Origin of the sequence: Burkholderia sp. Bp9004 (assembly GCF_003858025.1) — a bacterium.
Lineage (GTDB): Bacteria > Pseudomonadota > Gammaproteobacteria > Burkholderiales > Burkholderiaceae > Burkholderia > Burkholderia diffusa.
This window is the reverse complement of record NZ_QTQD01000041.1, coordinates 45,352-58,820: the sequence shown is the minus strand read 5'-3', so window position 1 is coordinate 58,820 and position 13,469 is coordinate 45,352. Positions and strand designations below refer to the sequence as shown.

10 protein-coding genes and 1 rRNA gene are annotated in these 13,469 nt (G+C 64.6%); 5 read left to right on the top strand and 6 right to left on the bottom strand.

What is annotated here, in order from left to right; translation table 11 throughout:
- The first annotated feature begins 195 nt into the window (after positions 1-195).
- Together rrf and DIE08_RS31655 are read left to right on the top strand one after the other, a co-directional pair.
- Positions 196-308 (top strand): 5S ribosomal RNA (gene rrf, locus DIE08_RS31660).
- A 403-nt stretch (positions 309-711) separates the two neighbouring features.
- On the top strand, positions 712-2,136 hold the full coding sequence (locus DIE08_RS31655; RefSeq protein ID WP_124905588.1) for a DHA2 family efflux MFS transporter permease subunit: 1,425 nt from the start codon (positions 712-714) through the stop codon (positions 2,134-2,136).
- A gap of 261 nt (positions 2,137-2,397) precedes the next feature.
- Here DIE08_RS31655 and DIE08_RS31650 read toward each other — a convergent pair whose 3' ends face one another.
- The 3 genes from DIE08_RS31650 to DIE08_RS31640 form a co-directional block, all read right to left on the bottom strand.
- Positions 2,398-3,141 (bottom strand): 2OG-Fe(II) oxygenase, encoded by a 744-nt coding sequence (locus tag DIE08_RS31650; RefSeq protein ID WP_124905586.1) that lies wholly within the window; start codon positions 3,139-3,141, stop codon positions 2,398-2,400.
- 290 nt (positions 3,142-3,431) lie between these two features.
- Positions 3,432-5,024 carry an inorganic phosphate transporter gene (locus DIE08_RS31645; protein ID WP_124905584.1) on the bottom strand — a complete coding sequence of 531 codons (1,593 nt, stop codon included), beginning with the start codon at positions 5,022-5,024 and terminating at the stop codon, positions 3,432-3,434.
- Between the two features lie 223 nt (positions 5,025-5,247).
- Complete coding sequence (locus tag DIE08_RS31640) at positions 5,248-6,156, bottom strand: LysR family transcriptional regulator (RefSeq protein WP_059532643.1); 909 nt, start codon at positions 6,154-6,156, stop codon at positions 5,248-5,250.
- 127 nt (positions 6,157-6,283) lie between these two features.
- Here DIE08_RS31640 and metE point away from each other — a divergent pair, with 127 nt between their 5' ends.
- Positions 6,284-8,578: a 5-methyltetrahydropteroyltriglutamate--homocysteine S-methyltransferase gene (metE, locus tag DIE08_RS31635; RefSeq protein ID WP_124905582.1), complete on the top strand. Its 2,295-nt coding sequence runs from the start codon at positions 6,284-6,286 to the stop codon at positions 8,576-8,578.
- Between the two features lie 159 nt (positions 8,579-8,737).
- Here metE and DIE08_RS31630 read toward each other — a convergent pair whose 3' ends face one another.
- Complete coding sequence (locus tag DIE08_RS31630; RefSeq protein WP_124905580.1) at positions 8,738-10,063, bottom strand: MFS transporter; 1,326 nt, start codon at positions 10,061-10,063, stop codon at positions 8,738-8,740.
- A gap of 53 nt (positions 10,064-10,116) precedes the next feature.
- Positions 10,117-11,073, bottom strand: coding sequence for an agmatinase (gene speB, locus DIE08_RS31625; RefSeq protein WP_124905578.1), 957 nt, complete (start codon positions 11,071-11,073; stop codon positions 10,117-10,119).
- Between the two features lie 139 nt (positions 11,074-11,212).
- Between speB and DIE08_RS31620 the strand changes: the two genes are divergently transcribed.
- Positions 11,213-12,124 carry a LysR family transcriptional regulator gene (locus DIE08_RS31620; protein WP_059598734.1) on the top strand — a complete coding sequence of 304 codons (912 nt, stop codon included), beginning with the start codon at positions 11,213-11,215 and terminating at the stop codon, positions 12,122-12,124.
- A gap of 78 nt (positions 12,125-12,202) precedes the next feature.
- Here the strand turns inward: DIE08_RS31620 and DIE08_RS31615 are convergent, their stop codons facing one another.
- Positions 12,203-12,667, bottom strand: a complete 465-nt coding sequence (locus DIE08_RS31615) for an Lrp/AsnC family transcriptional regulator (RefSeq protein WP_044848788.1) — start codon at positions 12,665-12,667, stop codon at positions 12,203-12,205.
- Positions 12,668-12,801: 134 nt separating this feature from the next.
- Between DIE08_RS31615 and DIE08_RS31610 the strand changes: the two genes are divergently transcribed.
- On the top strand, positions 12,802-13,425 hold the full coding sequence (locus DIE08_RS31610; protein ID WP_059598733.1) for a LysE family translocator: 624 nt from the start codon (positions 12,802-12,804) through the stop codon (positions 13,423-13,425).
- Positions 13,426-13,469 lie beyond the last annotated feature (44 nt).

Genomic DNA, 13,469 nt, shown 5'->3' with positions numbered 1-13,469 from the left:
CAGGTGTGTAAGCGCAGTAATGCGTTCAGCTAACTGATACTAATTGCCCGTAAGGCTTGATCCTATAACAAGTCTGTCTCGCGCTGATGACAGCGCGTCGGACTGGTTGATTCTCGTGTGTGATACACACAACCTAAATTACTGCTTCTTCCAAGATTGGTTCTGTTGGCCACGCCAGCAGAACAACCCTCTTTGCCTGATGACCATAGCGAGTCGGTCCCACCCCTTCCCATCCCGAACAGGACCGTGAAACGACTCTACGCCGATGATAGTGCGGATTCCCGTGTGAAAGTAGGTAATCGTCAGGCTCCCTAAGCCAAGAACCCCCGCCCGACAAGGCGGGGGTTTTTGCATTTGCGCGATGGAAATACGAGCGGAATGGCGAGTACAAGGCGGTTGGAGCTGGCATCGTGATGGCCGATGATGAGCGACATTGATCGATGATCGTCGAAAAATGTCACTTTCGAGCAAAATGCGCCCGAATTGATGTTTCCGTTCCTCGACGTGTCGTGTCGACCTGATCGCGTACGCCATTCGGTGACTGCAGCACGATATCGTCATAAAAATCTATGCGCATAAAGTCCATTCGCGCACGCCCGGCAGAGCAGACGAGCAGCCCCTCAGGGTAATATCACCATCCATCCCGATTCCTGGCGTTCATCTGCATAGCCGGCACTCGGTGTCCTTCGTATTTCGTTTCCCGCACCATTCATGATTAATAGCCCTGCCCACCGTGGTAGGACGACCGACTTCTTGCCGTATCTGGTCGCTGCAACGTTCTTCATGGAGTATCTCGACACGACCGTGATCGCGACCGCGCTGCCTCAGATGGCACGCTCGTTCGGCGTCGGTCCGAACGCGCTCAGCCTCGGGATAACGGCCTATATGCTGGCGCTCGCGGTGTTCATCCCGATCAGCGGCTGGATTGCGGATCGTTACGGCTCGCGCACGGTGTTTGCCACCGCCATCTTCGTATTTACCGGCGCGTCGGTGCTGTGCGGGCTGTCCGAGGGCGTGATGACGTTTACGGCCGCGCGCCTGCTGCAGGGCGTCGGCGGGGCGATGATGGTGCCGGTCGGACGGCTGATCGTCGTTCGCAGCACCGAGAAGGCCGAGCTGATGCGCGCAATCGCGACGATCACGTGGCCGGGCATCGTCGCGCCGGTCGTCGGGCCGCCCATCGGCGGCTTCATCACGACCTACGCGTCGTGGCGATGGATCTTCCTGCTGAATGTCCCGTTCGGCATTGTTGCGCTCGTCTGTACCTGGCTGATCGTCCGGAACACCCGTGCCGACGAGCAACGACCGCTCGACTGGGTCGGCTTCGTGCTGGTAGGCGCTGCGCTGACCTGTCTGCTGATCGGTACCGAAGCGGCTGGCCAGCAGGACGTCGACTTCACGCGCGCGGGTATTCTGGTGGGCGCGAGCGTGCTGTTCGGCATCGCCGTGTGGATGCACGGGCAACGCTGTGCGCATCCGCTGCTCGATTTCTCGACGCTGAAAGTGCCGACATTCTCGGTGACGGTGATCACCGGCTCCATCACGCGGATGGCGATCAACGCCGTGCCGTATTTGCTGCCGCTGCTGTTCCAGATCGGCTTCGGGCTGTCGCCATTCCAGTCCGGCCTGCTGCTGCTCGCGAGCGCGCTTGGCAATCTTGGGATGAAGGCGGGAACGTCGTGGATCCTCGACCGATTCGGTTTCCGGCGCGTTGCGCTCGTCGACGTGACGATCGCAGGTCTCTTCACGATCGCGTGTGGCTGGCTGACAGCGTCGACGCCGCTGGCGGTCACGCTGTTCGTCGTATTCGTCTACGGGCTCACGCGGTCGATGCAGTTCACGACGCTCGCGACGCTGGCATATGCGGACATTCCGGCTCGACAGACGAGCGCGGCCAGCACGCTGTGGAGCGCGGCGCAGCAGATGACGATCGGGATGGGGATTGCATTCGGTGCGTTGTCGCTGCGGTTGGCGGCGTTGGTGCGTGGCGACGCGGCCGGCATGCATTACGTGCTCGACGATTTTCGCTGGGCGTTCGTTGCGGCGGGCGTGCTCGCGCTGCTGACATTGCCCGGCTATGCCCGGCTGGCTTCCAATGCTGGCGATCACCTCCGGGCAAATGCGGCCAGCAGGTAAGCAGGATTTCTCATTGCATTGGCGTCGCGACGGGTGTGGGCTTCAGATTATTGTCGCTCACTCGAAACGTCGATCCGTCATGGCGACGATCGTCTGAAGTGCAGTGTGCCCCGTCGTCCGTTACCACCGATGATGCGCAGACCGTGCGGTGGCGGCACGGCACAAGACAACGATCCTTGCGCAATGATGCGCGGTGCCTGTTGCGCAAACTCATCCGCATGCCGAATGGCGAGACAACATCACGTTGCACCCCGCAGGCCGTCACTGTGCGTCATGGAAGATGATGCCGACTGTGTGGCGGTGGCCGCTTCGGATTCTGCTCACGCCATGGCGCAGGTTGACGCGATAGACGCCGCGCGTTCCCTGCACGGGCCTGCCGTGGACGGCGAAGATCACCGAATCGCCTTGCGTCAGCGGCACCACTTCCGCGCGTGACTGCATGCGTGGTCGCTGTTCCGTCAACACGAACTCGCCGCCCGTGAAATCCCGACCAGGTACCGACAGCAGGATGGCGACCTGAAGCGGAAAGACATGCTCGCCGTACAGGTCCTGATGGAGGCAATTGTAGTCGTCGGGACCGTATTGCAGGATCAGCGGCGTCGGTCGTGTCTGTCCCGCCGCGTGGCAGCGATCGAGGAATGTCCGGTGTTCTTTCGGATAGCGGACGTCGATCCCGAGTGCCTGGTTCCAGCGATTGGCGATCGGCGCAAGATGCGGGTAGAGCGTCGTGCGCAGCGCGGCGACGACGCCAGGCAGCGGATACGCGAAGTACTTGTATTCGCCGCGCCCGAAGCCGTGCCGTGCCATCACGATGCGCGAACGATAGAGCGCATCCCGCGGATAGAGCGAGGCGAGCGCATCGCTCTCGCTTGCGGAGATCAGGCCCGGTACTCGCGCACATCCGTAGCGATCGAGCTCGACATCGACAGTCGGCCAGTCGATTGTATCGACGCGTTGCGCGATGTCCGTCGATTCGACGGCAGGTTGCAGATTGGCGATATTCACGGGCGTACCTCGGTTCGTCAGCGATGTGGCGCCGTACGCTCGCACGGAATATTCGCAAGCGTCGCATGCACGGTTGAAGCCACGATGAAAGTTGATGAACCCAGTCTAGCGGCGTCCGTGTGCCGGCGCGCTCCAGATCTTGCGCTTCAATCTGGAAAGGCCGAAAAGGCAAGGACGTGGCACGAACCCATCGAATGCCGAGAAGTGTCGAAGCGGAAAAGCGGAGAAGCGACGGCGAAATCTTCCACGGCAGGCGACCGGCTCTCACCGGCCACCCACCGTTTGCCCGATCACGCCACTGACCGGAACAACCAGTAGAGCCCGCCTGCCAGCACGATCGACGCGGGCAGCGTCAGCACCCACGCGAGCACGAGGCTGCGCACCGTGCTCCACTGCAGCCCTGATCCGTTCGCGGCCATGGTGCCCGCAACGCCCGACGACAGCACGTGCGTCGTCGACACGGGTAGCCCGTACACGTCGGCGGCACCGATCGTCAGCATCGCGACGAGTTCGGCCGACGCACCCTGCCCATACGTCAAATGCTGCTTGCCGATCTTTTCGCCGACGGTCACGACGATCCGCTTCCAGCCGACCATCGTGCCGAGGCCAAGTGCGATCGCGACGGCGACTTTCACCCACGTCGGAATGAACTTGGTCGCGTGGTCGAGTTGCTTGCGATAGTTGTCGATGGCGAGTTTGTCGTCGGCGGCGAGCGCGGGCTGCCCCGACTTCTCGATCAGGCGAATCGCTTCGGATACCAGATACATCGTGTTGCGCACGTTGTCGACGTCGCGTTGCGGCACCGCCGCCATCGACCCCGACGTGCCGACTGCGGTCGCGAGCAACGTGGACAGCTGTTGCACGGCAGGCAGCACGGCGGGCGTCAGTTCACGATGCTGCACGTAGTGTTCGACGTCAGCGCGCGGGTTCGCGGACGGCGCGACGCCGTTCGTATACTTCCCGAACGTCGCGGCAGCCTGGTTCGCGACGGCGACGAACGTCTGCGTTTCGGCTGGCGTGACGGCCTTGTTCAGCGCATACGCGGTCGGCACGGTGCCGATCAGGATCAGCATGATGAGGCCCATCCCTTTCTGCCCGTCGTTCGATCCGTGCGCGAACGACACGCCCGTGCAGGTCAAGATCAGCAGGCAGCGAATCCAGAACGGCGGCGGCTGATCCTTCGGCGGCTCCTTGTACAGATCGGGAATCCGCACGAGCGCCTTCAGCACGAGCAGCAGCAGTGCCGCGCACAGGAAGCCGACGATCGGCGAGAACAGCAGCGACTTGCCGACACCGAGCGCCTGGCCCCAGTCGACGCCGCTTGTGCCGGATGGCCCGTGCATCAACTGGTTCATCAGACCGACGCCGATGATCGACCCGATCAGCGTATGCGAGCTCGACGACGGTAGCCCGAAATACCAGGTCGCGAGATTCCACATGATCGCGGCGATCAGCAGCGCGAACACCATCGCGAAGCCCGCGCCGCTACCGACCTGCAGGATCAGTTCGACCGGCAGCAACTGCAGGATGCCGAACGCGACGGCGCCGCTCGAGACCATCACGCCGAGGAAGTTCCACATGCCGGACCAGATCACCGCGACGTTGGGTGTCAGCGAGTGGGTATAGATCACGGTGGCCACCGCGTTCGCGGTGTCGTGGAAGCCGTTGACGAATTCGAAGCCGAGCGCGATCAGCAGCGCGGCGCCGAGCATGAGGTACGGGAACAGCGACCCTTCGCGGACCGGCGACAGGTCGGCGATCAGGTGAGTGGCGATATACGCGGCGCCGAATGCGAGCACCAGCAGGAACACGGCATAGCCGACCTGCCTGGTGCGTTCGACTGAACCCGAATTGTTCGGCGCGGACGAAGCAGGATGATTCATGACGGCATCTCGTAAAGGAACCGCGTCCGATCCTAGCTTTCGCTAGCAGTCAGTTTGATGACAGTACGGATGGCGAATCATGGTCTTACGGATGTGTAAGGGGGCGGTGCCGTAACGTCGTGACGCAACATGTCGTGCACGGCTCGCGTCGTCGTCCATATAGTGAACACGAGCCTGCGCACCGACATGCGGACTGCCGGCACTGCGTAGTGTGCGAGCGCTGCTAGCGCAGCATGCGTGGCGCGCTCCACGTCGATTCGCGCGCCAGCGCGACGAATGCGGCCAGGTAGTCGATCGACGCATCCGCCTCGCGGATGCCGAGGAAGATCTGTTTCGCAATGCCCTTCTTGCCGAGCTTGACCGGCACGACCGGCATCCGGTCCGCGTATTCATCGGCAAGCCACCTCGGCAGCGCGGCCACGCCCCGCCCGCTCGCCACCATCTGCAGCATGATGTCGGTCGTCTCGATCGACTTGTGGCGCCGCGGCACGATGCCGGCTGGCGTCAGGAACTGGTTGTAGATGTCGAGCCGGTCGGTTTCGACCGGGTAGGTGATCAGGACCTCGTCGGTCAGTTGCTCGGGCGTCACGTAGTCGGCGTTCGCGAACCGATGCGCATCCGCGACCACGAGCACCTGCTCGTAATCGAACACGGGATCGAAGCGCAGCCCCGGCTTGTTGAGCGGGTCGGGCGTCACGAGCACGTCGATGTCATGGCCAAACAGCGCGCCGATGCCGCCGAACTGGAAGCGCTGCTTCACGTCCACGTCGACGTCCGGCCAGCGCGACAGGTACGGCGACACGACCTTCAGCAGCCACTGGTAGCACGGATGGCACTCCATCCCGATGCGCAGCGTGCCGCGCTCGCCCTTCGCGTACTGCTTCATCCGCTCCTCGGCGAGTTCGAACTGCGGCAGCAGCCGGTTCGCCAGCTTCAGCAGATACTGCCCGCCCTGCGTGAGCCGCAGGCCGCGTCCTTCCCGGTCCCAGATCGGCGTACCGAGCTGCTGCTCGATTTTCCGGACGGTATGGCTGAGCGCCGATTGCGTGAGATGCAGCGCATTGGCGGCCGCGGTCAGCGAGCCCTGGCGCTCGACTTCGCGGATCACGACGAGATGGAATCGTTCCAGCATGGAGATCGTTCACCCAACAGATACATGAACAATTTTAATGGATGAATGAAATAATGCCATTTTATTTCATGAGATGAAATCCCTATGATGACTGCCGGATCTTCAATTTCTTCTGGATGGCAGCTTCATGGTTACGACACACAACCTCGGTTTTCCGCGCATCGGCGCGAAGCGCGAACTCAAGTTCGGTCTCGAACGCTACTGGAAGGGCGAATCGTCGCGCGACGAACTGAAGGCCCTCGGCGCCGAACTTCGCCAACGCCACTGGAACGACCAGCGCGACCTCGATCTCGTACCGATCGGCGATTTCGCGTTCTACGATCAGGTGCTCGACATGAGCTTCACGCTCGGCAATTTGCCGAAGCGCGTGCAGGACTTCCATGGCGACACGCTCGACAACTATTTCCGCGTCGCGCGCGGCCGTTCGGCGCAGTCGGCGGAAGAACACGCGGCATGCTGCGGCGGTGTCGCGGCCGGTGAAATGACGAAGTGGTTCGACACGAACTATCACTACATCGTGCCGGAGTTCCACGCGGACACGAACTTCTCGCTCGATCCGTCGCGCCTGCTCCAGCAACTGGCGCAAGCGCAGGCGCAGGGCGTCGCCGCGAAGCCGGTGATTCTCGGCCCCGTCACGTATCTGTGGCTCGGCAAGGCGAAGGACGATTCCGATCGCCTTGCGCTGCTGCCGAAGCTGCTGCCGGTATATGGCGCGCTGCTCGATACGCTGACCGCGCAGGGTGTCGAATGGGTGCAGATCGACGAACCGATCCTCGTCACCGAGCTCGACGCCGAATGGCGCCTGGCACTGCGCACCGCGTACGACACGCTCGAGACGCGCCGCATCAAGCTGCTGCTCGCGACGTACTTCGGCCAGCTTCAGGACAACCTGACGCTCGCGGCCTCGCTGCCGGTCGACGGCCTGCATATCGATGCGATCAACGCCCGCGACGAAATCGACGCGCTCGTGCGCGAACTGCCGGCCGACCGCATCCTGTCGGTGGGCGTGATCAACGGCCGCAACATCTGGAAGACGGACCTGAACGCGACGCTCGACTGGCTCGAACCGCTCGCGAAGCAACTGGGCGACCGCTTGTGGCTCGCACCGTCGTGCTCGCTGCTGCATGTGCCGGTCGATCTCGCGAGCGAGGAGAAGCTCGACGCGGAGATCCGTGCATGGCTTGCGTTCGCGCTGCAGAAACTCGACGAACTGAAGGTGCTCGCGACCGCGCTGAACGGAGGCCGCGACAAGGTGGCCGACGCGCTCACCGCGAACGCCGCCGCGATCGAAGCGCGCCGTCGCTCGCCGCGCGTGAACAACCCGGCGGTGAAGGCCGCGATCGCACGCATCGACGCGCAACTCGGCAACCGCGCGAGCCCATACACGCAGCGCGCGCCGAAACAGTCGGCGCGCTTGAATCTGCCGGCGTTCCCGACGACGACGATTGGCTCGTTTCCGCAGACAGCCGAGATTCGCCTGGCGCGTAGCCAGTTCAAGGCGGGCGCGCTGGATGAAGCCGGCTACCGCAAGGCGATGCAGGCGGAAATCGAGCGCAGCGTGCGCGAGCAGGAGTCGCTCGAGCTCGACGTGCTGGTGCACGGTGAAGCCGAACGCAACGACATGGTCGAATACTTCGGCGAGCAGCTCGACGGCTATGTGTTCAGCCAGTTCGGCTGGGTGCAGTCGTACGGTTCGCGCTGCGTGAAGCCGCCGATCCTGTTCGGCGACATCAGCCGCCCGAAGGCGATGACGGTCGAATGGATCGCGTATGCGCAGTCGCTGACGAGCAAGCCGATGAAGGGCATGCTGACCGGCCCGGTGACGATCCTGAACTGGTCGTTCGTGCGCGACGACCAGCCGCGTTCGGTGTCGTGCTACCAGCTCGCGCTGGCGATCCGCGACGAAGTGCTCGATCTCGAGAAGGCCGGCGTGCGCGTGATCCAGATCGACGAGGCTGCGCTGCGCGAAGGGCTGCCGCTGCGCCGCGCGCAATGGGGCGAGTACCTGCAGTGGGCGGTCGAGTCGTTCCGCATCGCCGCGAACGGCGTGCAGGACGATACGCAGATCCATACGCACATGTGCTATTCGGAGTTCAACGACATCATCGCGTCGATCGCCGACATGGACGCGGACGTGATCACGATCGAGACGTCGCGCTCGGACATGGAGCTGCTCGACGCGTTCGACAGCTTCAGGTATCCGAACGAGATCGGGCCGGGCGTGTACGACATCCACTCGCCGAATATCCCGACGCAGGATCACATCGTCGGCCTGATGAAGAAGGCGGCCGAGCGGATTCCGGCGGAGCGCCTGTGGGTGAACCCGGACTGCGGGCTGAAGACGCGCCAGTGGGCGGAAGTGATTCCGGCGCTGACGAACATGGTCGCCGCCGCGAAGACGCTGCGCAGCCAGGTGCGATAACGCGCGAACGCTGGGTGTACGCCGTCGCGATCGACGATCGGATGGCAACAAGCGGCCCGCATGTGTGGGCCGCTTGTTCGGCGGGGTGGGGACGTTGCGGCGTACCGCGGTACGCGCACCGCAAGCGGGCAGGCGATGCCGCCTGCCCGCTGCGTGAGGTTACGCGGTGCGTGCGCCGCTCGGCAGCGCTTCGTCCGCCTTGCCGGGCGCGCCGGCATCGTCGATGCTGACGCGGCGCGAGATCAGCCACACGCACACCGACGACAACACGGCGGCGCTCGTATACTGGATCGCGAGCGGCCACCATTGCGGCGCGGTGTTTTGTGCGATCAGCGTGGCGACGAGCGGCGTGAGACCGCCGGCGATCGCGCCGCACACTTGGTACGCGATCGAGATCGCCGTGTAGCGGATGCGCGCGATGAAGATGCCGCTGACGAAACCTGCGACCACCGAGTAGTAGCCCGATTCCGCGAGCGTCGCGAGGCCGACGCCGACGGTGATCGACAGCGGCGTGCCCATGTGCACGAGGGGCAGCATCACGAACGGCACGATCGCGGCCCAGGCGCCGGTGATCAGCAGCACGCGGGTCGTGCCGAAGCGCTGCGCGATGAACGCGGCCGCGAGCTGCACGACGAACTGCAGCACGGCGACGATCGTCATGCAATGCAGCACCATCGACCGGTCGAGCGACAGGAACTGCGTCGCATAGCTGATCATGAAGATGTTGCTGAAATACACGCCGGCGATTCCGTACACGTTCGCGCCGATCGCGAGCAGCAGCAGCGGCCAGTACTTGAGTGCCTCGCGCACCGGGTTCTGCGCGGTGTTGCCGCTCTTCCTGACTTCCTCGAACTCGGGCGACTCGGACACGCTCGCGCGGATCACGAAGCCGACCGCCAGCAGCACGGCGCTCGCGAGGAACGGCACGCGCCAGCCCCAGCTCATCATGTCGTCCTTCGACAGCGTGCTGATCGCACCGAACGCGAGCATCGACAGGATCAGGCCGCTCGCGCTGCCGAGCTGCGCGAACGACGCGAAGAACGTGCGCTTGCCTTCGGGCGCATGCTCGCCGGCGAGCAGCACCGCGCCGCCCCATTCGCCGCCGACCGCGATACCTTGCAGCACGCGCATCAGAACCAGCAGGATCGGTGCGATCACGCCGGCTTGCGCATGGGTCGGCAGCAGGCCGATCGCGACCGTCGATACGGCCATCAGCATCAGCGTCGCGAGCAGCGAGCGCTTGCGGCCGAAGCGGTCTCCGAGATAGCCGAACATCACGCCGCCGAGCGGCCGCGCGAAGAAGCCGACCGCGAACGAGCCGAACGACGCGAGCAGGCTGACGAAACGGCTTTCGCCGGGAAAGAACAGCGGCCCGAACACGATGGCGGCGGCGGTCGCGTAGCTATAGAAGTCGTACCATTCGATCGTGGTGCCGACGAACGAAGCGAGCGCAGCCCGCTTCGGTTGCTTGATGGCAGTCCCCATCTGTTATGTGCTCCTCTGGAATCCTCTGATTTTGAATAGGTTGTGCGCCGGGATCAGTCGCGGTACGCGACGCCGGGCAGCACGCACAGCAACTCGTAGGCGAGGTTCGCGCCGAGCAGGGCGGTGGTGCCGAATGGGTCGTACGGCGGCGCGACTTCGACGAGATCACAACCGACGATATTCAGCCCCTTCGCGCCGCGGATGATCTCGAGCGCCTGCGGCACCGTGAGGCCGGCGATTTCCGGCGTGCCGGTGCCCGGTGCGTAGGCCGGGTCGATGCCGTCGATGTCGAAGGTGATGTAGACGGGCGTGTCGCCGATGCGCGCGCGCACTTCTTCCATCAGCGGCGCGAGTGACTTGTTCCAGCACTCCTCGGCCTGGACCACGCGGAAGCCCTGCTCGCGGCACCAGTCGAAATCCTCGGCGGCGTAGCCGGTGCCGCGCAGGCCGATCTGCGTGACCTTGTCGCCATGCAGCAGGCCTTCCTCGACCGCGCGGCGGAACGGCGTGCCGTGCGCGATCTTTTCGCCCGTCATCGTATCGTTCACGTCGGCGTGTGCATCGACGTGGATCAATGCAACCTTGCCGTGCTTGCGGTGGATCGCGCGCAGGATCGGCAGCGCGATCGTGTGGTCGCCGCCGAGCGTGATCGGCTTGCAGTCGTGCGCGAGAATCGCGTCGTACGCGGTCTCGATGCGCGCGATGGAATCGTGCAGGTTGTACGGGTTGATCGCGACGTCGCCGATGTCGGCGATCTGCAGCGAATCGAACGGCGCGGCGCGCGTGGCCATGTTGTAAGGGCGCAGCAGCACGGATTCCGTGCGGATCTGGCGCGGGCCGAAGCGTGCGCCGGTGCGATTGGAGGTGCCGAGGTCGAACGGCACGCCGACGAAACACGCGTCGAGGCCGGCAGCGCTCGTCACGTGCGGCAGGCGCATCATCGTCGCGATGCCGCCGCTGCGCGGCATTTCATTGCCGCCGAGCGGCTGGAAATGGGTGTGGTCGTTCATGGGCTTGTCTCTTCCGATGTGGGGTTGCCGTATCATTCGACGCGGCTTGGCGCATAGTTTTACGCGTCCGGCGGGAAAGAAGAATGCGAAGATATCGACGTAAACATCGATTTTCATCGATGTATGGAAGGGGAATAGCGTGCTGGGGAATCTGTCGACCCTCGATCTGCGGTTGATCCGCGTGTTTCTCGCGGTCACGGACGCGGGCGGCGTGTCGGCCGCGCAGGCGATGCTGAACGTCGGCCAGTCGACGATCAGCGCGCAACTGTCGTCGCTCGAGACGCGGCTCGGCTACCGGCTCTGCGAGCGCGGCCGCAGCGGCTTTCGGCTCACGCCGAAGGGCGAGCGGTTCCACGCGATGAGCCGCAAGCTGCTCGCCGCGCTCGACGAATTCGGGATGGCCGCGCGGCACATGGACCGCCAGCTGGTCGGTACGCTGAGTATCGGCCTGATCGGCCATACGCCGGTCAGCCAGAACGCGCGGATCGCGGAGGCGATCGCCGCGTTCCGCACACGCGACGAGGCCGTGCGCTTCTCGATCTCGGTGCGTGCGCCGGGCGATCTCGAGGAGAAACTGCTGAACGGCGAGATCCAGATCGCGGTTGGCTACTTCTGGCATCGCGTGCCGACGCTGCACTACACGCCGCTGTTCATCGAGCGGCAGGTCGCGTACTGCGGTCGCGGCCATCCGCTGTTCGAACGCGCTGGCGCGCTGACGCCGGCCGACGTCGCGGGATTCGAATGGGCCTGGCGCTCGTATCCGCTGCCGGAGGCGCAGATGTCGACGACGCCCGATCGCGTGAGCGCGACCGCAGACAACATGGAGGCGGTCGCGCTGCTGATCCTGTCAGGCCATCACCTCGGCTACCTGCCGCAGCACTTCGCGGCGCCGTATGTCGCGCAGGGGCTCCTCGCGCCGCTCAACCCGGATCGGCTGCATTACGAGGTCACGTTCCACATGGTCGTGGCGCGCGACGGGCGCGGCGATCCGCTCGTCGAGGCGTTCCTCGAGGATCTCGAGCGCGCGCACCAGTCGCCCGACGTCGTGTGAGGCCGCGTGAGGCAGCGCGAGGTCGGACAACGCCGGCAATGTGGACGAGTGTCACGCCGGAGCGAGCCGCTGTCTGCATCACGGCACCGGCAACCCCGCGTCGTGTTTCACCTCCCGCAACGACAGCGCCGATTCGATCGACGTGACGCCAGGCAGCATCCGCAGCGAGTCGCGCAGGAACGTGCCGTAGTCGTCGAGATCGCGCGCGACCACTTGCAGCAGGTAGTCGGCCGTGCCCGCGACGTTGTGGCACGCGAGGATCCGCTCGATGCCGAGCACTTCCCGTTCGAACCGGTCGGCGACCTTGCGATCGTGCGTCGCGAACCGAACCAGCACGAACGCGACGACGCCGAAGCCGAGCGCCTGGCGTGACAACTGCGCGCGGTAGCGCTCGATGTAGCCGTCGTTTTCGAGACGTTTCAGGCGCCGCGCGCACGGCGTTTCGGACAGGCCGACGGAATCGGCGAGACGCGCGATCGGCAGGCGGCCGTCGCGCTGCACCGCAGCGAGAATCGCGCGATCGGTTTTGTCGAGTTCGGTCATGTTGGCGGAATCCTTGTCTGGATTCCGTGATTGTGGCGGATTCCGCTATGGATCGCCAATTCTGAGCCAAAGATGGCCAGTAATCCCTCTACCTTCAGCGGCAACATATCGTCATTGAAGGACGGGGGCAGACCATGATTTCCACGCATTTGCTGTTGATTTATCTCGCCGCGCTGGCGGCCATCTACGCGGTGCCCGGGCCCGACATGGCGCTCGTGCTGCAGACCAGCATCGGCCGCGGCGTGCGCCCGGGCATGGCGGCGGCGGCCGGCCTTTCGCTGTCGCGCACCGCGCACGTGACGCTCTCCGCGTGCGGCGTCGCGGCGCTGATCCGCAGCGCGCCGTGGCTGTACGAGGCGATCCGTTACGGCGGCGCGCTTTATCTCGCGTACGTCGCGATCCAGGTGTTCCGCTCCCCGGTGTTCACACTCGGCGACGGCGACGAGGCGGCCCCGGGCGAACTGCGGCAGTCGTTCTTCAAGGGGCTGCTGACGAACCTGCTGAATCCGAAGGCGCTGCTGTTCTGCTCGGTGCTGCTACCGCAGTTCGTGCGCCCCGAGGCCGGGCCCGTCGTGTGGCAGATGTTCGAGCTCGGCGCGCTGCTGGTCGCGGCCGGCGTGTGCTTCGACCTCGCATGCGTGCTCGGCGCGTCGCGCATCGCGGCGTGGATGCGCGCGCATCCGCTCGCGCAGACGGTCCAGCGCTGGACGTTTTCCGCTGCGCTCATCGGGTTCGCGCTGCGGCTGTCGATGGATTGAGCCGCATCGTCACATCGCTGCCGCTCGGCAGCGATGTGACGATC